At 71.0% G+C, this 24281-nt stretch carries 22 protein-coding genes and 1 tRNA gene; 19 read left to right on the top strand and 4 right to left on the bottom strand.

Annotation, left to right across the window (positions count from 1 at the left end; genetic code table 11):
- Positions 1 to 59 precede the first annotated feature (59 nt).
- The 10 genes from BLW76_RS35810 to BLW76_RS35765 all read left to right on the top strand — a co-directional run bounded on the left by BLW76_RS35810 (position 60) and on the right by BLW76_RS35765 (position 10296).
- Positions 60 to 902 (top strand): HARBI1 family protein, encoded by an 843-nt coding sequence (locus BLW76_RS35810; protein WP_091307434.1) that lies wholly within the window; start codon positions 60 to 62, stop codon positions 900 to 902.
- 263 nt (positions 903 to 1165) lie between these two features.
- The gene (locus tag BLW76_RS35805) at positions 1166 to 2074 is read left to right on the top strand and encodes an ABC transporter ATP-binding protein (protein ID WP_091315956.1); all 909 of its coding nucleotides are present in this window, start codon (positions 1166 to 1168) and stop codon (positions 2072 to 2074) included.
- Positions 2071 to 2811 carry an ABC transporter permease gene (locus tag BLW76_RS35800; RefSeq protein WP_091315953.1) on the top strand — a complete coding sequence of 247 codons (741 nt, stop codon included), beginning with the start codon at positions 2071 to 2073 and terminating at the stop codon, positions 2809 to 2811. The genes BLW76_RS35805 and BLW76_RS35800 overlap by 4 nt, the downstream gene beginning before the upstream one ends.
- Before the next feature lie 19 nt (positions 2812 to 2830).
- Positions 2831 to 4024 carry a sensor histidine kinase gene (locus tag BLW76_RS35795; protein WP_091315952.1) on the top strand — a complete coding sequence of 398 codons (1194 nt, stop codon included), beginning with the start codon at positions 2831 to 2833 and terminating at the stop codon, positions 4022 to 4024.
- Complete coding sequence (locus BLW76_RS35790) at positions 4021 to 4626, top strand: response regulator transcription factor (protein WP_091315950.1); 606 nt, start codon at positions 4021 to 4023, stop codon at positions 4624 to 4626. Before BLW76_RS35795 ends, BLW76_RS35790 begins: the two co-directional genes overlap by 4 nt.
- A 24-nt stretch (positions 4627 to 4650) precedes the next feature.
- Complete coding sequence (locus tag BLW76_RS35785; protein ID WP_091320305.1) at positions 4651 to 5304, top strand: YdcF family protein; 654 nt, start codon at positions 4651 to 4653, stop codon at positions 5302 to 5304.
- A gap of 107 nt (positions 5305 to 5411) precedes the next feature.
- Positions 5412 to 6686 (top strand): deoxyguanosinetriphosphate triphosphohydrolase, encoded by a 1275-nt coding sequence (locus BLW76_RS35780; RefSeq protein ID WP_091315948.1) that lies wholly within the window; start codon positions 5412 to 5414, stop codon positions 6684 to 6686.
- Positions 6687 to 6869: 183 nt separating this feature from the next.
- Positions 6870 to 7949: a serpin family protein gene (locus BLW76_RS35775; RefSeq protein WP_091315945.1), complete on the top strand. Its 1080-nt coding sequence runs from the start codon at positions 6870 to 6872 to the stop codon at positions 7947 to 7949.
- Complete coding sequence (locus BLW76_RS35770; RefSeq protein WP_244170473.1) at positions 7946 to 9766, top strand: glycosyl transferase; 1821 nt, start codon at positions 7946 to 7948, stop codon at positions 9764 to 9766. The genes BLW76_RS35775 and BLW76_RS35770 overlap by 4 nt, the downstream gene beginning before the upstream one ends.
- On the top strand, positions 9763 to 10296 hold the full coding sequence (locus tag BLW76_RS35765; protein WP_091320303.1) for a DinB family protein: 534 nt from the start codon (positions 9763 to 9765) through the stop codon (positions 10294 to 10296). Before BLW76_RS35770 ends, BLW76_RS35765 begins: the two co-directional genes overlap by 4 nt.
- Positions 10297 to 10306: 10 nt before the next feature.
- Here BLW76_RS35765 and BLW76_RS35760 read toward each other — a convergent pair whose 3' ends face one another.
- Positions 10307 to 10756 carry a MarR family winged helix-turn-helix transcriptional regulator gene (locus BLW76_RS35760; RefSeq protein WP_091315942.1) on the bottom strand — a complete coding sequence of 150 codons (450 nt, stop codon included), beginning with the start codon at positions 10754 to 10756 and terminating at the stop codon, positions 10307 to 10309.
- Positions 10757 to 10780: 24 nt separating this feature from the next.
- On the opposite strand from BLW76_RS35760, the gene BLW76_RS35755 reads away from it, so the two are divergent.
- The 3 genes from BLW76_RS35755 to BLW76_RS35745 all read left to right on the top strand — a co-directional run bounded on the left by BLW76_RS35755 (position 10781) and on the right by BLW76_RS35745 (position 13562).
- Positions 10781 to 12139 (top strand): MFS transporter, encoded by a 1359-nt coding sequence (locus BLW76_RS35755; RefSeq protein WP_091315941.1) that lies wholly within the window; start codon positions 10781 to 10783, stop codon positions 12137 to 12139.
- A 22-nt stretch (positions 12140 to 12161) separates the two neighbouring features.
- Complete coding sequence (locus BLW76_RS35750) at positions 12162 to 12728, top strand: carboxymuconolactone decarboxylase family protein (RefSeq protein ID WP_091315938.1); 567 nt, start codon at positions 12162 to 12164, stop codon at positions 12726 to 12728.
- Between the two features lie 63 nt (positions 12729 to 12791).
- Entirely contained in the window at positions 12792 to 13562 is a 771-nt protein-coding gene (locus BLW76_RS35745) for a hypothetical protein (RefSeq protein ID WP_091315937.1), read from the top strand.
- Here the strand turns inward: BLW76_RS35745 and BLW76_RS35740 are convergent.
- Positions 13534 to 14487 (bottom strand): sigma-70 family RNA polymerase sigma factor, encoded by a 954-nt coding sequence (locus BLW76_RS35740; protein WP_091315934.1) that lies wholly within the window; start codon positions 14485 to 14487, stop codon positions 13534 to 13536. The genes BLW76_RS35745 and BLW76_RS35740 overlap by 29 nt on opposite strands.
- A 50-nt stretch (positions 14488 to 14537) precedes the next feature.
- On the opposite strand from BLW76_RS35740, the gene dnaG reads away from it, so the two are divergent.
- The 3 genes from dnaG to BLW76_RS35725 are packed head-to-tail and all read left to right on the top strand — an operon-like array spanning position 14538 to position 17792.
- The gene (gene dnaG, locus BLW76_RS35735; protein ID WP_091315933.1) at positions 14538 to 16451 is read left to right on the top strand and encodes a DNA primase; all 1914 of its coding nucleotides are present in this window, start codon (positions 14538 to 14540) and stop codon (positions 16449 to 16451) included.
- A 1-nt stretch (position 16452) separates the two neighbouring features.
- On the top strand, positions 16453 to 16974 hold the full coding sequence (locus BLW76_RS35730) for a hypothetical protein (RefSeq protein ID WP_208613461.1): 522 nt from the start codon (positions 16453 to 16455) through the stop codon (positions 16972 to 16974).
- Positions 16975 to 17024: 50 nt separating this feature from the next.
- The gene (locus BLW76_RS35725) at positions 17025 to 17792 is read left to right on the top strand and encodes a trans-aconitate 2-methyltransferase (RefSeq protein WP_091315930.1); all 768 of its coding nucleotides are present in this window, start codon (positions 17025 to 17027) and stop codon (positions 17790 to 17792) included.
- On the opposite strand, the gene BLW76_RS48985 is transcribed toward BLW76_RS35725, so the two are convergent.
- On the bottom strand, positions 17782 to 17952 hold the full coding sequence (locus BLW76_RS48985; RefSeq protein ID WP_003097798.1) for a hypothetical protein: 171 nt from the start codon (positions 17950 to 17952) through the stop codon (positions 17782 to 17784). The genes BLW76_RS35725 and BLW76_RS48985 overlap by 11 nt on opposite strands.
- A gap of 162 nt (positions 17953 to 18114) precedes the next feature.
- Here BLW76_RS48985 and BLW76_RS35720 point away from each other — a divergent pair.
- A tRNA-Asn gene (locus BLW76_RS35720) sits at positions 18115 to 18187 on the top strand.
- 370 nt (positions 18188 to 18557) lie between these two features.
- On the opposite strand, the gene BLW76_RS35715 is transcribed toward BLW76_RS35720, so the two are convergent.
- Positions 18558 to 20405, bottom strand: a complete 1848-nt coding sequence (locus BLW76_RS35715) for a DUF4209 domain-containing protein (RefSeq protein WP_167384857.1) — start codon at positions 20403 to 20405, stop codon at positions 18558 to 18560.
- A gap of 629 nt (positions 20406 to 21034) precedes the next feature.
- Between BLW76_RS35715 and BLW76_RS35710 the strand changes: the two genes are divergently transcribed.
- Positions 21035 to 21886 (top strand): caspase family protein, encoded by an 852-nt coding sequence (locus BLW76_RS35710; protein ID WP_091315926.1) that lies wholly within the window; start codon positions 21035 to 21037, stop codon positions 21884 to 21886.
- Positions 21883 to 24210: a DEAD/DEAH box helicase gene (locus BLW76_RS35705; protein ID WP_167384856.1), complete on the top strand. Its 2328-nt coding sequence runs from the start codon at positions 21883 to 21885 to the stop codon at positions 24208 to 24210. Before BLW76_RS35710 ends, BLW76_RS35705 begins: the two co-directional genes overlap by 4 nt.
- Positions 24211 to 24281 lie beyond the last annotated feature (71 nt).

Below are 24281 nucleotides of genomic sequence, written 5' to 3'. Positions count from 1 at the left end.
GGGGCCCCTGGTAGGACTGGATTTGCGAAGATCGAATCCTAGAGTTCCAGAGGCCCCACGTGATCCATTATGGTGCCACCCTCGATGTGGCGCGTGAACTGGTCTGGTTCGTTGCCCGTGTCCTGCACACCGAGCGTCGGCGGCGTGGCACCCGCCGGGGCCGGCGCGCGTTGACCCCGTACTGGCAGGCGGTGCTGGTGCTGCGCTGGTTCCGCGACGCCACCCCTCTGCACCGGCTGGCGGCCGACCATCGCATCAGCGTCGCCACCGCCTACCGCTACCTGCACGAAGCGATCACCGCCCTCGCCGCCTGCGCCCCGGACCTGCATCAGGTCCTGCGCGAGCGGCACGCCGCCGGTGACACGCATGTGATCCTGGACGGCACCCTGATCCCGTGTGACCGGGTCGCGGCGACCACGATCAAAACCAAAGGTAAGAACCGTGGCCGGATCGTGCACCTGTGGTACTCGGGCAAGCACCGCGCCTTCGGCGGGAACATCCAGTTCCTGGCCAGCCCCGACGGGTTCCCGCTGTGGGTCTCGGCGGTGCTGCCCGGCTCCCGCAACGACCTCTCCGCCGCCCGCGACCACGGAATCGTCGGCGCGTTGACCGCCGCCGCCGGCCAGGGCCTGAGAACTCTGGCCGACAAGGCCTACCACGCCGCCGGGATCGGCATCCTCACCCCGTTCAAGAAAACCGCAGGTCAACCACCCCTCAACGCCCGGCAACGGGTCCACAACCTGCTGCACGCCCGAGCCCGCGCCCTGGGTGAACGCGCCATGGCACTCCTCAAAACCCGCTGGTCAGCACTCCAACGAATCACCCTCTGCCCCCACCGCATCGGCCACATCGTCCAAGCAGCCCTCGTCCTCACCCACCACGAACACCACGGCCGCTACTGAGAAAACCCCAATGTGGCGTTCGGTGCGTCAGACGCACCGAACGCCACATTGGGTGCGTCTGACGCAACCAACGCCACATTGGGGCGCTTGGGGCCCGGGTACCCCTGACACCTGTCACGGCCAGGTCGTGACGCACGGGCTGGGGACCCGGGCCTTCGTGGCGGCAGCCTGGGGGCATGCGAGAAACAGACACCCAGGCGGTGACATCCGGGGCTTCGCCCCGGGCCGGGGGCTCCGCCACCCGGACCCCCGGAAAACCGGTAGTGGCGGCGGGGGCCGCGATCCACCTCACCGGCCTGCGCAAGCACTACGGCGAAGTCCACGCGGTCGACGGCGTCGACCTGACGATCGCCCCGGGCGAAGTGGTCGCCCTGCTCGGCCCCAACGGGGCAGGCAAGTCCACCACCGTCGACATGATCCTGGGCCTGACCAGCCCCGGCGCCGGCGACGTGCGCGTGTTCGGCCGCACGCCGATCGACGCCGTCCGCGCCGGCCTGATCGGCGCGATGCTGCAGGGCGGCGCCCTGATGGACGACCTGACCGTCGGCGAGACCGTCGGCATGGTCGCCGCGCTGCACCGCAAGCCGATGCCGGTCGCCGAGGCCCTGCGCGCCGCCGGCGTCGAAGAGCTGGCCGGCCGCCGCGCCAACAAGCTGTCGGGCGGGCAGAAGCAGCGCGTGCGCTTCGCCGTCGCCCTGGTCAGCAACCCCGACCTGCTGATCCTCGACGAACCGACCGCGGCGATGGACGTCGGCACCCGGCGCGAGTTCTGGCAGTCGATGTACTCCTTCACCGAGTCCGGCCGCACGGTCCTGTTCGCCACCCACTACCTCGAAGAGGCCGAGGAGTTCGCCGACCGGGTGGTGCTGATGCGCCGCGGCCGGGTCGTCGCCGACGGCAGCGTCGCCGAGGTCCGCGCGCTGGCCGGTGGCCGCACCCTGCGCGCCGCCGTCCCGGGCGCCACCGGCGCGGTGATCGCCGCGCTGCCCGGCGTCAAGGAGTTCGAGCTGCGCGGCGACCGCGTCGCGATCTCCAGCGCCGACTCCGACGCCACGCTCTGGGCGCTCAAGGCCGCGGTGCCGGCCGTGCACGACGTCGAAATCGGCGCCGTCGGCCTCGAAGGCGCCTTCCTGTCCCTGACCGCCGACGAGACCGCGGAGCCCGTGCGATGAACGCCACCTACCTGAGCACCGAGATCCGCCGGAACTTCCGGGCGCCGCGCTTCCTGATCTTCGTCGTCGCGTTCCCGGTCCTGATGTTCCTGTTGCAGGCCAACGTCTTCACCAAGGCGAGCGACCCGCACCACGCCGAGATCGCCGCCGTGATCATGATCAACATGATGACGTTCGGGGTGTTCGCCGCGGCGACCAACAGCGGCGCCCGGCTGGCCCTCGAACGCGCGGTCGGCTGGCAGCGGCAGCTGCGCCTGACCCCGTTGACCGGCACCGGTTACCTGGCGGGCAAGGGGATCTCCGGGATGCTCGTGGGGCTGCCCGCGCTGGTCCTCGTGCCGCTGGTGGGCGTGCTGGCCGAGGGTGTGCACGTCGACGGCAGCGGCTGGGTCCGCATCTTCGCCGGCATCTGGCTCGGCACGATTCCGCTGGTGCTGCTGGGCCTGCTGCTCGGCCAGTTCGGCACGCCGGACTCGATGCAGCCGATCACCATGCTCGTCACGCTCGGCATGGGCTTCCTGGGCGGGCTGTGGATCCCGATCGAGTCGATGCCGGGCTGGATGCACGACGTCGCCCAGATCATGCCGACGTACTGGGTGCTGCAGGTGGCGCGGCCCGCCGTGACCGGCGACATGGTGGTCTCGCTGCCCCAGGCCGCGGGGGTGCTCGGCGCGTGGACCGTCGTGCTCGGCGCGCTGGTGATCAGGCGTTACCGTAAGGACGGCGCCCGCGTCTGAGGGCCGGAGGGGAACGAAGATGGCGAAGCGCCGGTTCGGGCTGGACAACCGCGAGGCGTGGTGGGGAGAACCGATCCCCGATCCGGAGCACAAGGGGCCGGGCAGCTGGCGGTGGCCGATCATCGCCGTCGGGTTCCTGCTGCCGTTCCTCGTACCGGTCGCCCGGTCGCTGCTGGCCGGCCCCGAGGTCACCGTCGAAGCCGTGCTCACCGGCGTGGTGGTCGGCACGTATTCGCTGTGCTACCTGGGGTTCCCGTTCGTGTCCGGGCGGAACCGCCGGGTGAAGCTGGCCTTCGGGATCGGGATGAACGTCCTCGGGGTGCTCGCGCTGGCGTCGACCAGCGCGAGCGGGTTCGTCCTGCTCTACGGCACGGCGGTGGTGGTGTTCCTGGTCCCGCCGGCCTGGTCGGTGATCATCGACCTGTCCGCGCTCGCCATCGGCGCGGTGATCCTGCTGGTGCAGGGCCGGTTCCTGGCGGACTACGGCGACCTGATCACGGTCGGGTCGATCACGCTGGCGATGTTCTTCATGGGCAACCTCGTTCGCGCGGTCCGGCGGCTGGAACGCGCGAACGAGGAGATCGCCACGCTCGCCGTGGCGAACGAGCGGGAGCGCCTGGCCCGCGACCTGCACGACCTGCTCGGCCACAGCCTCACCACGATCACCGTCAAGGCCGGGCTGGCCCGGCGGGTGCTCGAGAGCGCCGGCGACATCCCGCGGGCGGTCGAGGAGATCCGCGAGGTCGAAAGCCTCACCCGCAGCGCGCTTTCCGACGTGCGCGCGACCGTGTCGGCCAACCGCGAGGTGTCGCTGTCGGCGGAGCTCGTCGGCGCCCGCGCGGCGCTGCGGGCCGCGGAGATCGACGCCGACCTGCCGCACGCCGTCGACAACGTCCGGCCGGAGTTTCAGCCCACCTTCGGGTACGTACTGCGCGAAGCCGTCACGAACGTGCTGCGGCACTCCGGCGCCAAGCGGGTCCGCGTGCGGCTGGGCGACACCTGGCTGGAGGTCGAGGACGACGGCACCGCCACCGACGTCGTCGCGGGCAACGGCCTGCGCGGGCTCACCGAGCGGCTGGCCGCGATCGGGGGCACGGTGCGGACGTCGGTGCGGCCCGGGGGAGGATTGCTGGTGCGGGCGGAGGTCGCGCTGCCCGCGCCGAGCCCGGCCACCCCGGCCGTGCGCGCCGAACCCGCGGGAGGACTCGCTTGATCCGGGTGCTGCTGGCCGACGACCAGGCCATGGTCCGCGGGGCGCTGGCCACCGTGCTGGGCCTCGAGAACGACATCGAAGTGGTCGGGCAGGTCGGCTCCGGCGACGAGGTGGTGGCTGCCGCGCGCGAGACCCGGCCGGACGTCGCCCTGCTCGACGTCCAGATGCCGGGCAAGGACGGCCTCGAAGCCGCGGCCGACCTGCGGGCCGCCCTGCCGTCGTGCCGGGTGATCATCTGCACGACGTTCGGCCGTCCCGGCTACCTCGCCCGCGCGATGGCGGCGGGTGCCGCCGGGTTCGTCGTCAAGGACGCGCCGCCGGAGCAGCTCGTCGAGGCCGTCCGCCGGGTCCACAGTGGACTGCGTGTGGTCGACCCGGCGCTGGCCGCGGAATCCCTCGCCACCGGGGCCAGCCCGCTCACCGGGCGCGAGCGGGACGTGCTGCGGGAGGCCGAGGACGGCAGCACGGTGGCCGACATCGCCCGTGCCCTGCACCTGTCGGAGGGCACCGTCCGCAACCACCTGTCCGCCGCGATCGGGAAGACCGGAGCCCGGACGCGGGCCGAAGCGGTGCGCGTCGCGGAGGAGCGTGGCTGGCTCTGAACCGCCTCTGAAAGAATGGGCCGGGTGGGTACCGCTGAACGCACCAAACCCTCGCTCTCCAGCTGGGCGCGCCGGATCGCGCTCGGCACGCTCTTCGTGCTGGTGGCGCTCGTCGGCGGCACCGCGTTCCGCGTCTGGCAGGTCGCCCGCGAGAACGACCGGACCCCCGCCGACGTCATCGTGGTGCTGGGGGCGGCGCAGTACAACGGCAAGCCGTCGGACATCTACGCCGCCCGGCTCGCGAAGGCCAAGCAGCTGTACGACGCGGGCGTCGCGAAGACGATCGTCACCGCGGGCGGGAAGAAGGCCGAGGACAACTTCACCGAGGCCAGGGCCGGCCAGCTCTGGCTGACCCGGCGCGGCGTGCCGTCGTCGGCGACGCTCGCCGTCGGCGAAGGCAGCGACACGCTGCGAAGCCTGCGCGCGGTCGCCCAGCAGGTCGAGGCCCGCGGCTGGCGGACGGCGGTGCTGGTCAGCGACCCGTGGCACTCGTTCCGGGCTCGGACCATGGCCGACGACCTGGGCCTCGACGCCTGGACAGCGCCGACGCACAGCGGGCCGATCGTCCAGGAGCGCGTCACCCAGGTGCGGTACATCGTCCGCGAGACCGGGGCGCTGCTGTACTACCGGCTGACGAAGACGCCCGCGGACGACCTGTTCGCGACCTTCCTGGGCTGAGAGCCGCTTCTTGCGTCGAGCGCGAGTCGAGCTTTTTGTCGGTGACATCTGGGGCTTCGCCACCCGAACCCCCGAAAAATGTCAGTGGTCGCGTTTAGGCTGGTCACGTGGACTACACCGAGCACGACACCGCCCGCCTGCTGCCGGAGGCGGCCAAGGGCGCGGCGCTGCCCGGCGCCCGGGCGGACGGGCGCAGCGCGTTCTCCCGCGACCGGGCCCGGGTGCTGCACTCCGCCGCCCTGCGGCGGCTCGCCGGCAAGACCCAGGTGGTCGGGCCGGGGGAGGGCGCCGAGGTCACCGGCGTCCCGCGCACCCGGCTGACGCACTCACTCGAAGTCGCCCAGATCGGCCGCGGCATCGCCGACGAGCTGGGCGCCGACCCGGACCTGGTGGACACCGCGGGGCTGGCGCACGACATCGGGCACCCGCCGTTCGGCCACAACGGCGAGCGCGCGCTCGACGAGGTGGCCGCGTCGTGCGGCGGGTTCGAGGGCAACGCGCAGACGTTGCGCATCCTCACCCGGCTGGAGCCCAAGCTGCTGTCCGCCGAGGGTGATCCGGTGGGGCTCAACCTCACCCGCGCGTGCCTGGACGCGACCACGAAGTACCCGTGGCCGCGCCGGCCGGGGCAGGCGAAGTACGGCGTGTACGGCGACGACGCCGGGGTGTTCGAGTGGTTCCGTGCCGGGGCGCCGTCGGGGCAGCGGTGCCTGGAAGCGCAGATCATGGACTGGGCGGACGACGTCGCGTACTCGGTGCACGACGTCGAGGACGGCGTGCTGGCCGGCCGGATCAAGCTGCGCGTGCTCGCCCACCCGGACGAGCGCGCGGCCGTCGCCGAGGCCGCCGCCAAGCACTTCTCGGCGCAGTCGGTGTCCACTTTGGAGGATGCGGCGGCGGAACTGCTGGAGCTGCCGGTGGTGGCGGCGCTGGTGTCGGCCGAGCCGGACGGGTCCCCGGGGGCCCAGGTCGCGTTGAAACGGCTGACGAGCGAGCTGGTCGGCCGCTTCACGACGGCGGCGGTCACCGGCACGCGCGAGAAGTTCGGCGAGGGACCGCTGGTGCGGTACGGGGCGGACCTGTGCGTCCCGGAGCAGGTGGCGGCCGAGGTGGCCCTGCTGAAGGCACTGGCCCTGCGGTACGTGATGAGCGACCGCCGCCGGCTGGCGATGCAGGAGGGCCAGCGCGAGCTGCTGGCCGAGCTGGTCCACGCGCTGGCCCGCCGCGCACCGGAGTCCCTCGACCCCCTGTTCGTCCCGGCCTGGAACTCGGCCGCCGACGACGCCGGCCTGCTCCGCGTGGTCGTCGACCAGGTCGCCTCCCTCACCGACGCCCAGGCCCACGCCTGGTACTCCTGGCACGTCACCCGCCTCCACCGCTGACCCACCCGCGTCCGGGCAGCGGATCCGGACGTCATGAACGACTCTTTCCTGACGTCCGGCGACATGAACGACCCTTTCCTGACATCCGGTGGCCGCCGCGAAAATTTCGCGAGTTTTGTCATCCTTGGGCGGAGTTGCGCGTGGGCGGCCGGTGGGGGGTGGCGTTCCGGTAGTCTCGCCCGCATGGCCACGGACAGCCACCTCCGGTTCGCCCTCGCCGTCCACGCGGCCCTCGGTGCCGGGGGCGGGAACACCTGCTTCTCGCCGTATTCGGTGGCCAGTGCGCTGACCCTCGCCGCGCGCGCCGCGCGGGGGCAGACGCGGGACGAGCTCGTCGCGCTGCTCGGTGACCCCGACGAGCACACCGTCCTGCTGCGGGAGGCCACCCGCCTGGCCGACGACGAACCCGAGCTGGCCGTCGCCAACACGCTGTGGGCCGACGACCGGCTCCCGCTCGAAGACTCCTTCAAGGGCGCACTCGCCGAGTGGCCCGGTGCCGCCGTCGCGAGCGCGCCCTTCGAAAAGGAGCCCGAAACCGCCCGCGCCCTCATCAACGACGACGTCGGGCGCACCACGCGCGGGCTGATCCCGCAGTTGCTGCCGCCCGGCTCGATCGACTCCGACGTCGCCGCCGTGCTCGTCAACGCGCTCTACCTGAAGGCCGCGTGGAAACTGCCGTTCCGCGAAGCCAACACCAGCGACGCGCCGTTCCACGCGCCGTCCGGCACCCGGGACGTGCCGACCATGTGGCTCGGCGAGAACCTCGGCTACGCGCACGCCGGCGGCTGGCAGGCGGTGCAGCTGGCCGCGGCCGGTGGCCTGCAGGCCGTCGTGCTGCTGCCCGACGGCGACCTCGCCGAAGCGGAAAGCCGGCTCGACCACACCACCCTGGCGAGCCTGCTCGGCAAGATCCGCTTCAAGCGGGTGGAACTCGCGCTCCCCAAGATTTCGCTCGACGTGTCCAGCAAGCTCGCCGGCGTGCTGGGCGGGCTCGGCGTGCGCACGATCTTCACCGACGACGCCGACCTGTCCGGGCTCTCGCCGGATCCGCGGCTGACCGTGTCCGAGGTGCTGCACCAGGCCGTGCTGCGCGTCGACGAACAAGGCTTCGAGGGGGCCGCGGCCACCGCGCTGGTCATGCGCCTCACCTCGATGATGATCGACGACCCGGTCGCCGTCACGGTGGACCGGCCGTTCCTGCTGCTGGTCCGGCACGCCGGTACCGGAGCGCTCTACTTCCTCGCCAGGGTGGTCGAACCGTGAGCCTGAAGTCCGAAGCCGTTCCCGAGCTGGTGCCGCCCGCTCCCGAACCGCCGGAAGGCCCGAAGCGCTGGGCTTGGCAGGACTCCGCCATCGCCGGCGGGTTCCTGCTCTTCACGATCCTGCTCTACAACGGGCTGTGGTTCGACCTCAAGCGCGGCTACCTCTGGAACGGCGGCGCCGACCAGAGCCAGTGGGAGTGGTACTCGACGGTCGTCGCGAAGGCCGTCCTGCACTTCGAGAACCCGTTCACCACGGACTTGCAGAACTACCCGCTCGGCGTCAACATGGCGGCGAACGCGGCGATGTTCGGGCTCAACATCCCGCTCGCGCCACTCACGCTGACCTTCGGTGCCACGCTCACCTGGGCGATCGTGCTCACGGCCGGGCTCGCTGGCACCGCGATCGGCTGGTACTGGGTGTTCTCCCGGCACCTGGTGCCCAACCGGACGGCGGCCGCGATCGGCGGCGCGTTCTCCGGCTTCGCGCCGCCGATGATCTCCCACGGCAACGCGCACCCGAACTTCGTCGTGCTGTTCGTGCTGCCGTTCATCGCGCTCAAGACGATCCAGGTCGCGCGCGGCGAACGCCCGGTGCGCAACGGGATCGTGCTCGGGCTGCTCGTCGCCTGGCAGATCCTGCTCGGCGAAGAGCCGCTCGCCATCTTCGCCATCGCCTTCATCGTGTTCGCGGTCGCCTACCTCGTCCCGCGCCGCGCGGAGATCCGCGGCATGCTGGCCCCGCTGGGCAAGGGCATCGGGATCGGCGCGGTCGTCGCCCTGCTGATCACCGGCTTCCCGCTGTACTGGCAGTTCTTCGGCCCGCAGAGCTTCCACTCGCTGCTGCACGGCTCGGCGGGCAACGACACGGCGGCGTTCACGCGCTTCGCGACGCAGTCGATCGCCGGCGCGCCCGAAGCGGCCGCGGACGTGTCGATGAACCGCACCGAGGAGAACGCGTTCTTCGGCTGGCCGCTGATCGTGCTCATGGTGGTGCTGACGATCTGGCTGTGGCGTGACGTCGTTTCGCGGGCGCTCGCCATCACGATGTACGTGATGGCGTTCCTCTCGCTGGGCATCGAGATCACGGTGGCGCACGAGGACACCGGCATCCCCGGGCTGTGGAAGTGGCTGGGCCAGCTGCCGCTGCTCGACTCGCTGCTCGAATCCCGCCTGGCGATGGGCTGCATCCCGGTGGTGGGCGCGTTGCTGGCGATCGCGACGCACCGCGTGTGGACCGCGGCGGCCGAGCAACCGGAACCGCTCGACGGCAAGCAACGGTTCCCGCTGAAGATGATCTGGATCGGCGCGGTGGTCGCGGTGCTGCTGCCGATCGCGCCGACCGAGCTGGTGACGCACCAGCGTCCCCTCTCGCCGCCGTTCTTCGCCGACGGGATCTGGCGCCAGTACGTCACCCCCGGCGGTTCGCTGGTGCCGGTGCCGCTGCCGAGCACCGGGGAGGCCGAGCCGCTGCACTGGCAGGTCGACGCCGGCCTCGGCTACCCGATGCCGGAGGGCTACTTCGTCGGCCCGACCTCGCCGGACGACCGCCGCGGCCGCTACGGCGCCGTCCCGCTGCCGACGTCGGACCTGTTCGCGGAGGTGGAGCGCACCGGGCAGGCGGCGCAGGTCACCGAAGCCGAGCGCACGCAGGCGCTCGCGGACCTGCGGGCCTGGAAGGCGAGCGTGCTCGTGGTCGGGCCGCGGCAGCACCAGGAGGCCCTGAAGTCCACTGTGGAGCTGCTGCTGCGCAAGCCGGCGGAGTTCGTCGGCGGGGTGTGGGTCTGGGACGTCCGCCCGCTGACGGCGTCGGCCTCGTGACCACTGTGGACGAACAGGGCCGGCCCGAGCCGCCCCTCGACGGCGACGAAGTCACCACGCTGCTGGGTTTCCTGGACTTCCACCGCGCGACCCTGGCCTGGAAGTGCGCCGGGCTGGACAGCGCGGGCCTGCGCGCGACGCACCCGCCGTCCTCGATGACGCTCGGCGGGCTGCTCAAGCACCTGGCCTACGTGGAGGACCACTGGTTCTCGTACGTGCTGCGGGGCCGCGACCGGATGGCGCCGTTCGACGCGGTCGACTGGAGGGCCACGCCGGACTGGGACTGGGAATCCGCCGCGGACGACACCCCGGACCAGCTGGTGGGCCTCTGGGAGGACGCCGTCAAGCGGTCGCGCGCGGCGCTGGCCGAGGCGGACGGCGACCTCTCGCGGCGGGCCCGGCGCGCCCTGCGTGACGGCAGCACGCCGAGCCTGCGCTGGATCCTGGTCCACATGGTCGAGGAGTACTGCCGGCACAACGGCCACGCCGACCTGATCCGCGAGTCGATCGACGGCAGCTCGGGGGAGTAGCCGCCGGGGGTCAGCCGAGGACCTCGTCCGCGAGCCGGCCCAGGTAACCGGCGAACCGCTCGCGGTCTTCTTCCGCCCAGTGACCCACCAGCCCCTCGAACGCCTGGCGCTGGTGCGCCCGCACAGCGTCGAGGAACTCCTTCGCCGGGTCCGTGAGGGTCAGCACCGCGCGGCGGGCGTCGCGGGTCGACGTCGAGCGCTCGACGAAGCCCGCCCGTGCCGCCTCGGTCACCATCCGGCTGGCCACCGAGCGGTCGATGCCCAGCTGGCGGGCCACGTCCGCGACCGTCACCTCGGCACCGGCCGTGCCGTCGACCGCCTGGATGACGAAGAGGTTCGGCACCGTCCACGACGGCGGGGAGTCCTCGCCGAAGCGCTCGACGACGTCCGGGCCCCACTGGCGGGCCCAGTGCCGGACCAAGCGGAACAGGGCCGGGCCACCCTCGCTTGATGTGTGCATAAGACACGCTATAACGTGTGCTTTATGCACGCATCTCGGAACCTCGCCTACGCCGGCCTGCTGCTCGGCATGGCCATGGCCCAGCTGGACGGCCTGGTCCTCACCGCGGCCCTGCCCTCGATCGGTGCCGACCTGCACGCGCGCACCGGGCTCGTCGCGGTCACCGCCGCCGGCCTGCTGACCCTGACCGTCGCGACGCCGCTGCACGGCAGGCTCGGTGACCTGTACGGCCGCCGGGTCTCCTTCGCGCTGTCCGTTCTCGTGTTCGCCGCCGGGTCGGCGTGGTGCGCCGCCGCACCCGGCGTCGGGTCGCTGATCGCCGCCCGCGCGCTGCAGGGGCTGGGCGGCAGCGGCCTGGTCGTCACGGCGATGAGCGCGCTCGGCGAGCTGTTCGACCGCGACGAGCTGCTGCGCCGCCAGGGCTGGCAGACGGCCGTCTTCGCGGCCGCCACCCTGGGTGGGCCGCCGCTGGGCGGGCTGCTCGCGGCCGGCCCCGGCTGGCGGTGGATCTTCCTGGTCAACCTGCCCCTTTGCGTGCCGGCCCTGGTCCTCGGCCTGCGCGGCTTGCCCGCCCGGCCCCGGCACGCGACCGGCGAGTTCGACGGCCGGAGCAGCGTCCTGCTGGTGGTGGCGGGGTCGGCCGTGGTCGCGCTCGGCACGTTCGACGACCTCGCTCGCAGTCCACTGTGGACACCGCTGCTGGTGGGCGCCGCCGTGCTCACCGGTTTCCTGTTCGTGCGCAGGCAGCGCCGGGTGCCGAGCCCGCTGATCTCGCCGAAGGTCTTCGCCGACGCCGTCCTGGCGCGCGCGGTGGTGGTCAACGGGCTCGCGGGCGCCGCCCTCTACGGCACCTTCACCTACGTCGCGCTGGTCGCGGCGCTGCGCGCGAACGCGGCAGGCACCGGCTTGCTGCTCGTAGCGATGACCGCCGGCCAGCTCGCGCTGTCGGTTTCCTTCGCCGCGCTGGCTCGGAACCACCCCGAGATGCCGGCGTGGGGCCGGTTCGGCTGCCTGCTCGGCACCGCCGGGCTCGCCGGTGTCGCCGTCGCGGCCGCGCTGGACGGCAACCCCTGGCTCCTCGCGCCCGGGCTGTTCGCGATCGGAGCCGCCTTCGCGGTCTGCACCTCCGCGTACACGGTGCTGGGCCAGACCCGCGCGCAGCGGGACCTGATGGGCGTCACGTTGGGGTCGCTGACCTTCGCCCGGCAGGCCGGCGGGCTGGCCGGGACCGCGGTCTTCGGCTGGCTCGCGCTGGCCACGGCCGGTGGCCTCGGCGCGGCCGGGCTCACCGTCGTGTTCGCCGCCGCGGCCGCGATCCTGCTCGTGGCCTGGCTCACAGCGCCCGCTGTCACGTCTTCGGGAGCCGTCTCGTCCAGCTCGTAGGACCGAGACGAAGGAGACCGAAATGCCGCGCATCCCCGCGAAGAAGACGTCCGAGGCCGGGCTGTTCCTCAAGCTCGCCTACCGGTTCGCCGGCCGCCGCTTCGGCGCCGTGCCCGAGCCGCTGGCCGTCACCGCGCACCACCCCGGGCTGCTGCGGACGTCCGTGGTGCACGAGCTGCTGGCCGAACGCGCGTCGACGAAGATCCCGGCGAACGTGCGCGAGCTCGCCGTCTACCGGGTCGCGACGCGGATCGGCTGCTCCTGGTGCGTCGACTTCGGCACCATGCTGCAGAAGCACGACGGCCTCGACATCGAGCGGCTCAAGAAGATCGACGACTACGCGACCTCGCCCGCCTTCAGCCACCAGGAGCGGCTGGCGCTCGCCTACGCCGACGCGATGTCCGGTGACCAGGTGACCGTGACCGACGAGCAGGTCGCCGAGCTCGAGCGCGAGTTCGGCCGCGCCGGCGTCCTCGAGCTGACCTACCAGATCGCGCTGGAGAACTCCCGCGCCCGGATGAACAGCGCGCTCGGCATCGTCGACCAGGGCTTCACCTCCGGCGACGCGTGCCGGGTCCCGCTCCCGTAGGAGGCGCCGAACCCGACCCCGGTGGGACGCGCCGGCGGGGTCTGCCGCGGGACCGTTCTGCCCATGCACCTCGTCGCCAGTGAACGGATCAAGCTCTTCAGCATCGCCACGCCCTGGGTGTGCGGTGTCTTCACCGTGGTCGCGCTGGCCTTCCCGGCCGCGCTCACCGCACTCACCGCCACCGAGTCGCGCCTGCCGCCGACGGTCGCGAGCACGCAGTTCGGTTACCAGCTGGCCCTGGTGGCCGTGCTGGTGCTGGGCGCGCTCGCCGTGACCAGCGAGTACCACTCCGGCACGATCCACGGCACCTTCCAGGTCGTGCCGAGCCGGACGCCGGTGCTGCTGGCCAAGGGTGCGCTCGTCGCCGGGTACGCGTTCGGGCTCGGCGAGGCCGCCGCGTTCGCGGCCTGGCTGGTGGCAAGGGTCCTCGCCCCGGACGCCGACCTGGCCCTGGACAGCGCCGCGGACTGGCGGATCGTCGCCGGCACCGGACCGGTGTTCGCACTGGCCGCCGTCTGCGGGGTCGGCGTCGGCCTGCTCGTGCGCCACACGGCCGGCGCCGTGGCCGTGGTCGTCGCCTACCCGCTGATGGCGGAGAACGTCGTCCAGCTGATCCCGCGGGCCGGGCAGGAGATCCACCGGTGGCTGCCGCTGAACGCCGTCACGAAGTTCCTCAGCGGGAGCGGCGAGGCGAACGCGGGCCGGGACGGCGGCAACGCGGCCGTGCTGTCCGACTCGCCGCTGAGCCCGGGCTGGGCGCTCGCCTACTTCGGCGCCTTCGCCGTGCTCCTGCTGGCCGCCGGGATCACGAAGGTGCGTCGCCGGGACGCGTGATCCGGGCCAGCTTGTCCGGGTTGACGACGTCGTAGATCGCGACGATCTTCCCGTCGCGGACCGTCATCGCCTGCACGTGCTCGTCGAGGGCGAAGAAGCCGTCCTCGCCCGGCTGCGGCGCGAGGTACACGCCCAGATCGCCGTTGACGAGCACCGGCGTGCCACCGGTGAGGACGCCGGGCGGGTACTTGCTCGTGAGACCGATGAAGAACCGGGCGATCTTGTCCGCGCCGACGATGAGCTGGCGCGTGGTGCGGCCCTTGCCGTTCGAGTCGCCGATGAGCACGACGTCCGGGGCGAGCAGCTCGGTCATCGCCCGGACGTCGCCGGCCTGCAGCGCGACGACGAACTTCTCGAGGACCTTCGCCTGGTCGTCGAGCGGGACGCGCGGTGCCGGGTCGGCGTCGGCGAGGGCCTTGCGGCCGCGGGAGGCGTACTGGCGCGCGGCGTCGACCGAGACGCCGAGCGCGTCCGCGATCTCGGCGAAGGGCACCGAGAAGGCGTCGTGCAGGACGAACGCGACGCGCTGCTCCGGCGTCAGCTTGTCGAGGACGACCAGCGCGGCCATCCGCAGGCCGTCGTCGCGGACGGCGACGTCCAGCGGGTCCTCGCTCACCGGCCGCCCGAACGGCGTGACGACCGGTTCGGGCAGCCAGTTGCCGACGTAGCGCTCCCGCTGCGCGGCGGCCGACTTGAGCCGGTCGAGGCAGATCCGGCCGACGACCGTGGTCAGCCAGGCCCGCAGGTCGCGGATCCCCGCCCGGCCGGCGTCGTCCAGCCCGGCCAGCCGGAACCAGGACTCCTGGACGGCGTCCTCGGCGTCGGCGCGGGTGCCGGTCAGCCGGTAGGCCACCCCGATCAGGTGACTGCGGTGCTCGGCGAACTGCGCGGCGAGGGAGTCCTGGGTGGTGGTCGTGGAGGCCATGTCCCGAGTGTGCCGCACACGGGAGGAGCCGGGAAACGGGAAAGACTAGAGTGGGCTGCGTGGCAGGACGGATTCGGGAGAGCGACATCGCGGAGGTGCGCGAGCGGAACCGGATCGACGAGGTCGTCGGGGAGTACGTGGCGCTGCGCCGCGCCGGTGGGGGCAGCCTGAAGGGCCTCTGCCCGTTCCACAACGAGAAGACCCCGTCGTTCAACGTCCGCCCGACGCACGGGACCTTCCACTGCTTCGGCTGTGGCGAGGGCGGCGACGTGATCAAGTTCATCCAGAAGATCGACCTGATCTCGTTCGTCGAAGCCGTCGAGCGGCTGGCCGACCGGGTCGGCATCCGGCTCACCTACGAGGGCGGCGGCGCGACGATCCAGCGCGACCGCGGCAGCCGCACCCGGCTGGTCGAGGCCCACCGGCTGGCCCAGGAGTTCTACGCCGAGCAACTGGTCACCGACGAGGCCCGCGCGGCACGCGACTTCCTGTCCGAGCGCGGGTTCGACGCCGCGATGGCGAAGACGTTCGGCTGCGGGTACGCACCCGGCGGCTGGGACAAGCTGACGAAGTTCCTGCTCAACCGCGGGTTCGAGGTCAAGGAGCTCCTCACGGCGGGGCTGTCCAAGGAGGGCCAGCGCGGCCCGATGGACCGGTTCCACCGGCGGCTGGTCTGGCCGATCCGCGACGTCGGCAACGACGTCGTCGGCTTCGGCGCGCGGCGGCTGTTCGAAGACGACCGCATCTCGGCGAAGTACCTCAACACCGCCGAGTCGCCGATCTACAAGAAGTCCCAGGTCATGTTCGGCCTCGACCTGGCCAAGCGCGAGATCGCGAAGCGGCACCAGGTCGTCGTGGTCGAGGGCTACACCGACGTGATGGCGATGCACGCGGCGGGCGTGCCGACGGCCGTGGCGTCGTCGGGCACGGCGTTCGGCGAAGACCACATGAAGGTGCTCCGCCGGCTGATGATGGACGACGACGCCTTCCGCGGCGAAGTCATCTTCACCTTCGACGGCGACGAAGCGGGCCAGAAGGCGGCGCTGAAGGCGTTCGAGGGCGACCAGACGTTCGCCGGCCAGACGTACATCGCGGTCGCGCCGGACGGCATGGACCCCTGCGAACTGCGCCTGGCCAAGGGCGACAGCGCGGTGAAGGACCTGGTCGCGCGGCGGACGCCGCTGTTCGAGTTCGTCATCCGCAGCACGCTCAAGAACTACGACCTCGACTCGGTCGACGGCCAGGTCGCGGCGCTGCAGAAGACCGTGCCGATGGTGGCGTCGATCAAGGACCGCGCGGCCCGCGACGGCTACGCGTCGAAGCTCGCCTGGTGGGTGGGCTGGCAGGACGTCGCGCAGGTGGTCAACCGCGTCCGCGGCTCGGCGGGTGCGACCGACAAGCGCGGCGGCGCCCCCGTCCGGCAGCCGGCGCGGGCCCAGGCGGCCCCGGCGGCGCCCACCCAGGACGTCGCCCGCCCGGCCCCGAAGGACCCGCGGTTCGCCGTGCAGCGCGAGGCGCTCAAGGCGGCGCTGCAGCAGCCCGCGATCGCCGGGCCGGAGTACGACGCGCTGCCGCTGGAAGCCTTCACGCACCCGGTGTACGTGGCCGTCCACGAAGCCGTGCTGAAGGCCGGCGGCGCGGGATCGGGCCTGACCGGGCCGGCGCTGCTGGACGCGGCCGCCCCGCACTGTCCGGAAGGGACGGTCCGGCGGGTGCTGTCGGAGCTGGCCGTGGAACCGTTGCAGGCCAAGGACGAGGTCGACTCCCGGTACATCTCGTCGATCCTCGCGCGGCTGCAGGAGAGCCTGGTCGGGCGGCAGATCGCGGAGATCAAGGGCAAGCTGCAGCGGCTGTCGCCGGTCGAGGCCCCGGACGACTACCGAGCGCTGTTCGGCGACCTCGTCGCGTTGGAGCAGTACAAGAAGTCGCTCGGCGAGCAGGCGGCCGCCGGCGCGTGGAGCTGAGATGAGCTTCCTGCGCCGGCTGCTGGGCGACCGCACGCCCGACGGGTTCGCCGCCACCCTGGAACCCGGCGAGGACGTCGTCGTCAGCGCCCCGGTCGAGGGCGGCGGCCACCTGGTCGTGACGGCGCTGGGCCTGTGGATCCCGGCCGGGGAGGGGGCCCGCCGCGTCGGCTGGCACCTCATCGGCAAGGCGGCCTGGGCGGACGGCGTGTTCACGCTGACGGAGTCGTCCGAGGCGGGGAAGGCGGGCTCGGCGGTCGTGCTGGCCGACCTCCCGCCGGTCCGGTTCCGGCTGCCGTCGCCGGGCAAGCTGCCGCGCGAGGCCTACCAGCGCGTGGAGGGTTCGATCCGCTCGCGGCACCGGCAGGAGATCGGGGCCGGGGGAGCGTGGTTCGTCCAGCGCAAGGTGCCCGGCCGCGACGGCACCGTGCTGCAGGTCCGGCCGGACCCGGGCACCGACGTCGCGCTGGTCGAGGCCATCGCCGAGCAGGTCGCCGCGAAGCTGGTCAACCCGGCGGAGTAGCAGTACGCTCGTACTCAGTACAGGCGTACTGTTTTCTGTGGGAGGCCGCCGTGTGGGATCCGGGCAAGTACCTCGACTACGCCGACCTGCGGGCCCGGCCGTTCCACGACCTGGTGTCGCGCATCGGCGCCACGTCCCCGCGGCGCGTGGTGGACCTCGGCTGCGGCCCGGGCAACCTGACGGTGTCCCTGCGTGACCGCTGGCCGTCGGCGACCCTGGAGTGCAGCGACAGTTCACCCGAAATGGTGGCGGCAGCACGCGCCCGCGGCCTCGACGTGAGCCTGCTCGACGTCCGCGATTGGACACCGTCGCCCGACACGGACGTCGTGGTGTCGAACGCCGTCCTGCAGTGGGTGCCGGACCACGCTGCGTTGCTGCGCCGCTGGGCCTCGGGGTTGCCTGCGGGCGCCTGGCTGGCGGTGCAGGTGCCGGGCAATTTCACCGCACCTTCGCACGTGCTGACCCGCGAGCTGGCGGCGTCCCCGACCTGGGCATCCCGCCTGGCGGAGGTGGTGCTGCGCGAGGACGACGCGGTGTCGAGCCCCCTGGAGTACGCGAACCTCCTGGCCGACGCGGGCTGCGAGGTCGACGCCTGGGAGACGACGTACGTGCAGCCGTTGCGCGGCCCGTCCCCGGTGCTGGAGTGGATCACCGGGACGGCGTTGCGCCCGATCCGCGCGGCCCTGCCCGACGATGAGTGGGCGGAGTTCCGCGCGGCTTTGGCACCGCTGTTGGACTCCGCGTACCCGCCCCGACCCGACGGCGTCACGTGGTTCGAGTTCCGCCGGGTGTTCTTCGTGGCCCGAGTCAGCGCTTGAGCTTCTCCCCGATCTTGGCACGCGCAACACCGGCGGCACCCTGGACCATCGGGTGGTCGACGACCCGGCGGTAGGTGCGCACGAGCTGCTCGTACCGCCCCCGGCCTGCCTTGGCGCCCAGTACGTACCCCAGGCCTGCCCCCAGCAGGAACTTCTTCATCCGCATCCTTCCGTCGTTAGGTCGTCCGACTGTCCATTGTCCAGGAAAACCGCCGCCGCGGGGGCGGTTGCGCTAAGTGGGGGGTGGTGTGCGGCGCTTCCGGGGCATGGTCTAAAGTTCTTCTTGTCGGTCGGAGAGACCGGCACCGGAAGTGAGCAACATTCCCCTGTAGCTCAACTGGCAGAGCATTCGGCTGTTAACCGGAGGGTTCTTGGTTCGAGTCCAAGCGGGGGAGCAAAGCCCAGGTCGATGACCTGGGCTTTTTTGCTACCCATGAGTAGGGGCGATTTAGTGTCTATCTTGACGATCGTCCAAGGATAGGCGCAACGCTGCCCGGCTTCGTGCACCAGCAGACCACGGCGTGCCACGCAGCGACGCGGCATGCCGAACCGTGGCCAGGCAGGGTGGGTCCGTACGACGTTCTGCGACGCGTCGTACGCAGAACGGGGTGCTTAAAGGCTACCGTGCCCGGCCGGAGGGGTGGCCGGTTCGTCCGCTACTTCGGCAGCAGGACGACATCGTCCTCGGCAAGTACGAACTCTTGGAGGAGCGGTTCGCCGACGCGCAGCGTAACCCGTAGGACGGGGCGAACTCGGCGCCGCTCGCTACGGTCGACTCTGTGTCCGGCCGGCTCCCAAGCCTCCGCGGCGGCGAGTCGTGGCCAGCTGCCCGGTGCTCTCGAAGGGGCGCAGGCCGCGGCCGGTCTGCATGCACGCCTCGAGCGGTGCGCCTATTCGGCCTCTGGCGTCGGCGGCGGCTCGTCCGCGCGGGGCGAGGTTGGCGACGTAGAGCGTCGCCTGGATCAGCAGCGCGGCCATGGGCGCGGAAACCTCGTCGACGAACCCGTGTGCCAGCTCGTTCCGCAGATTCCACCCCGTCGGGCCGGCGAGCAGTGTGGAGAGGTACCTGCCCCAGGACTCGTCCAGGCCGTGCTTACCGAGCGTCGAGATCAGAGTCCCGAGTCCGACGTACTTCCCCGGAGTGTTCTTCCGCTGGGTCAGGTAAACCGGCTCGTCAATCGCCCTGGCGAGGACGCGAAGCATCGTCTCGATCTTCGGCGCGAGCAGGTAGGCGCAGGCTTCGTAGTCTCGGCGCCAGTACCTCGTCAATGCGTCGGCCAAGACCCGGGGGATGTCCGGCGGCAGGAAGATCCGTTCAGCGAAGAACTCCTCGACTTCCTCGCGGATCGGGTGGTGGACGACCCCGATTTCGTGCAACGCCTTGGCGAGCAGCGGCGCGCACAGCTGCATCCTGAACATCTCTACATCGGACAGACGTTGCTCTTCCTGGTCGTCCTCGTTCTGCGGTTCCCACCGCGGGAGCCCGTCACCACCGATCTTCGAGTGCGGAATCATCGAGTACAGCGAGGTGTCCTTGGCCATCTGGGAGCGGTTCTCCGCGGTTCGGCCGGTTGGAGGCGTCCCGTGCTCGCCGTTCTCGAACCGCGCGATACATACGCGCCAGTCATCGCCCTGGGTGAAGTAGCCGATCCACTTGCTGATCTTCTCGTCGGGAATCTCGACGGGGACACGGAACGTCTGCATCCCCAGGTCATCGATGCCGATCGCCTGCAGGGCGGTGGTGGCCGCGGCGAGTAGGCCGGTCTGCCCGTGGTCTCTGGCATAGTCGACCGCCTTGGTGAGATGTCCCAGCCTCTGGAGCCCGGTCGACGCCTCTGCGGCCTTCGTCCAGATCCCGACGACCTCCCGGTCGATCCGCCCCAGTGCGTCCTTGTCGCCCTTCGCGAGGCGGCGCTGCAACATAGCCGCGTCGACCTCGATGTAGGGGTCTCCGGCGTAACGTGCTCGCGCCTCCACCAGGAGATCGTCGACACCGGTCGGCGGGTTCTTCTCCTCGGCGAGGCGGCCGATCAGACGCAGGGATACGCCGGGCTGCCATTCAACGCCGTCGAGGGACTCCCGGGCGTTAGCGATGATCTGCTTCATCGCGTCGTCCGCAAGGTCGTTGCGGTTCATCTGCCGGGCGATGTCGAGCGCGCGGGCCAGGGCGCGTACGCGGTACAGCGAACCCCAGTTCCCCGCGCCCACTTCCAGGTAGGCCCGGCAGGCTTGGTCGGCGTGCTTGTGCTTGGGCTGCCTGCCGAGGGTGAAGAGGAGATCGTGCAGGCGCGCGCGAACCGGCACCGACGCGGTGGCGCCCACGACGTTCGCCCATAGGTCCGCAACGGACGTCGGCAGCTCCGCAAGAGGCGTCAGCTGTGCGGCGTGGAACACGGGGTTGCTGTTCCCGTCGATGCGCTCCTGCAGGCGGTAGTCGAAGGCGATCGCGATGGCGTCGACGTCCGCTGCGCCGCGCTTGTCCGTGAGCGCGGAGGAGATCTCGTACCAGCCGCGCTTCGCTTCCGCGGCAGCGGCATCCGCGAGTGCGGCGAGTTCCGTGATCCTCTCCCGGGAAAGATCGAAATCAGACTCTTCCGCTGTCGTGCTGGACATCCAGCGGATGTTACTCCCCAAGGAGCCGAAACCTCGCGACATCTTCCGAAAGCGGGCTGAGACGTACGAGCGTCAGAAGTCGTGAACTCCCGAGGTCGAGGTTGAATTCGACTGGCCCTCGTCCTCGTCGCGGGGGCGAAGAGCGCGGGAGCGCCGGCCGGCGAAATTGTTCTGTCCGTCGCACATCGGCCGTACGAGTTGGCACCGAGGCCTCTACTGTCCTCAAAGGACCATGCGAGCAGTCGGACTCGCGCAGCTGAGTCGTGGAGTCGCCTTCGGCGAGCGTGATTTCAATGATCGGCATCGGAGCCGCAGTCGCGGATGGTGGTGCCGAGGTTTGTGAGTACGTCACCGGGGACCGATCGGACAACCGCGATGAAAGGGCGCGCGATCTGCGCGCGGCGAGCCCCCTCGCCTTCGGCTGCGAGCTGCAGCACCAGCTAAGCGACCGTGGCCGGCTGGTGACAAGGCGACGACGTTGCTGGCCACTAACGGCCCCCTGGACTTCGGCCAGCGCTTCTTCGTCTGCAAGTCGAATTTACCCGGGTGAGGAGACCCGCGTCGGGCCGCGCTCGTGGCTACAATTCACCGGATCGTGTACGCGTCAACCCGGGTGAGAGAATCTCGCGATGCACCCGGACGAGCTGGCAGACGCGACAGCGGAGCAGATCGTGCCGCGTCTGCGCGGCCTGTTCGTCGGCGTGGACCGGTACGAATCACCGCGGATCCCGAACCTGGCCTCTGCGGTACGAGACGCCGCAGCACTACACGCGCTGTTCGAGGACAACCTCGGCGGCAACACTGTCCGGCTCCTGGATCAGGACGCCACCCGCGACCGGCTGGTCACCGAGCTGGACGTGCTGACCGAGACCGCGAGCCCGGACGACGTCGTCGTGATCACGTTCTCCGGGCACGGCACCGACACCCACGAGCTGGTCACCTACGACGCCGACCCGGCGGATTTCGCCGGTTCCTGCCTGCTGCTGGACGACCTGACCGAACGCGTCTCCGCGATCCCGGCGCGCCAGCTGGTCGTCGTCCTGGACTGCTGCTTCTCCGGCGGTGCCGGTGCCAAGGTGCTGCACGCCCAGTATCAGCCCCGTGGGTCGGTCTCCGGGGGCGCTCTGCTGTCCACCGCGGCCCGGCTCGATCAGCTCGCGGGCCGTGGCCGGCTGATCCTCACCGCATCGACAGCGGACCAGCCGGCCTACGAAGACCCGGTCCTCGGCCACGGCCTGTTGACCTACCACCTGTTACAGCGTTGCTTGGGCAGGAGAGCGTGGTCGAAAAGGGCCGGGTCCCGATCCACGCCCTCCTGGCCTACGTCACCACGAGGGTCATCGCCGCCGCGTCAGGCACCATGGCCGCGCGTCAGGAGCCGACGCTGCGCGGCCAGCTGGACGGCGCGCCCACTTGGCCGGTCTTCGCGCCCGGCCCGCGGTTCCGGGAACTGTTCCCAGAGCGGTCGACGGCTCCGGTGACCGCAGCCATCGACAGCCTGAAAGGCCACGGCATCGCCGACGAGGTGCTTGACCGGTGGGCTGAGACCTTCCCCGGCTTGAACGAGCTACAGCAGAGCGTGATCAACAACGCGGGATTGCTCGTCGGCAAGAACGTCCTGGTGTCCGCACCGACTTCGTCGGGCAAGACGATGCTCGGTGAGCTGGCCGCGTTGGGCGCGTCCCGGCGCGGCGGCCGATCGGTGTTCCTCCTCCCGACCCGTGCTCTGGTGAACGAGCAGTTCGACCGCTTCACGAAGACGTACGGCGACCTCGGCATCCGGGTCGTGCGTGCCACCGGGGAGATCAGCGACCAGCTGCCGGAGTTCGTCCTCGGCCAGTTCGACATCGCGATCCTGACTTACGAGAAGTTCACCGGCCTAGCGCTCTCTTCCTCGCACATCCTCCGGATGCTGTCGGTGATCGTCGTGGACGAGGTCCAGACGCTCGTCGACACCGGCCGCGGGCCGCTGCTCGAGCTGCTGCTGACCGCAATCAAGTCGCGCCGCGACGACGGCATCGCTCCGCAATTGGTGTGCTTGTCCGCCGTCCTTGGCGACTTCGGTGGCCTCGACTCGTGGCTCGAGGCTCAGCCGGTCCGTTGGACGAAACGGCCGGTCGCCCTGGTCGAAGGCATCCTCCGTCCGAACGGCGTGTTCCGGGCCCTCGAAGACGGTGAAGAACGCGTCGAACAGTTCCTGCCGCTTCGCTACGCCGGGCGTGCTCGGGACTTCCTCGTGCCACTGGTGCGGAAGCTAGTCGGTGACGGCCAGCAGGTGATCGTCTTCCGCAGCAGCAAAGGTGCCGCGCGCGGCAGCGCTCGCTACCTGTCGGAAGCCCTCGGATTGCCGGCAGCTCCCGAGGCGATCGAGGCGCTGCCCGCGGGAGACCCGACCGTGCTCTCGCAGGAGCTGCGCCAGTGCCTGCAAGGCGGCGTCGCATTCCACATCGCCGACCTGCAACGCGACGAAAAGCGCGTCATCGAGGAAGTCTTCCGTCGGCCGGACAGCCCGATTCGCGTCATCGCCTCCACCACCACACTGGCCCAAGGCCTGAACTTGCCGGTCGAGACCGTGGTGATCGCCGAGCTCGACCATCCCCTGGGGCTCCGCCGGTCCGTGCCGTACACGACTGCCGAATACAAGAACATCGCCGGCCGGGCCGGGCGGCTCGGACTCACCGAAGCGGGGACGGCGATCGTCCTCGCCTACGGTGCCGCCGACGAGCATGACAAGTGGAACCGCTATGTCACCGGCACCCCGGAAGACATCACCTCGAGCCTCTTGCACCCCGACCTCGACATCGACACTCTCGTGCTGCGCGTCGTGCTGGTCGCTTCCAGTCGAACCGGCAGCGGCATCACGATCCATGACGTCGTCTCGGTCTTGGCCAACAGCTTCGCGTCCCACCAACGCCGGCTTGCGGGCGCGGACGAGCTGTTCGACCCTTCGACTGTCTTGGGCGTGCTCGACGAGCTCCGCAACCAGGCGTTCGTGGCCGAGACGGAGCAGGGCGCGTTGGTCTTGACTCCGCTCGGGACGCTGGTCTCCCGAAGCGCGCTGTCCGTGCGCTCAGCACTGAGTGTCACGCGCGCACTGCGGTCGCTCACCCAGGACCAGCTCAACCGCGCCACCCTCATCACGGTTGCCCAGCTGACCGCCGAGGTCGACCAGGTACTTTTCCCGGTCCACCACCGCGGTCATCGCGCCGAGCTGGGTACGTTCGGGCCTGCACTGCACCGGCAGGGGGCGGCACCCGCCGCGGTGCGGCAGCTCAGCGTGACGCGACTGCCGGAGCCGAGTCTGCCCGCGCGGCGGGCGAAGAAAGCCGTGGCCTGCTTGCTCTGGATGCAAGGCACACCTGCCGCGCAGCTGGAACCCGCCCTCATGAAGCACATGCCGGGCAAGGATGTGATCGGTCCCGTCCGCGCCGTCGCGGCGCGGGTGCGCGATGTGATCGACACGGTGATCTCGATTGGCCGCGAGATCCACCCCGACGTCGACGCGGTGCTCGTCCGGCTCGGCGAGCTCATCCCGACGCAGCTGGAACTCGGTATCCCGGCGGACGCTGTCCCGCTGGCACGCGTGGCCGGCGCCGGGCTGACTCGTCAGGTGTATCTCGACCTGGCCGACAGCGGCTGTGTCACACCCGAAGCGATTCTTGCGGCGGACGACGAGGATCTGCGCGAATGCGTCGGCGGTCATCCCCTGACGGTCGCGAGCCTGCGGGAATGGGCCCGGCGGGCCGAGGTGGTCACGACCGAGGCACCCAACCTCGATGACCTCCTGTTGCCGCCGGTCGACTGACCGTGTCGTACGGCGTCGGTGGTGTGTGGGAGGTGACCTACGGTCCGTCGTGTTGGCGCGAGCGAGGTAGA

It is taken from the genome of Amycolatopsis tolypomycina (assembly GCF_900105945.1).
Classification (GTDB): Bacteria; Actinomycetota; Actinomycetes; order Mycobacteriales; family Pseudonocardiaceae; genus Amycolatopsis; species Amycolatopsis tolypomycina.
The sequence above is the reverse complement of the archived record's forward strand: the minus strand, read 5'-3'. Positions and strand labels throughout refer to the sequence as shown.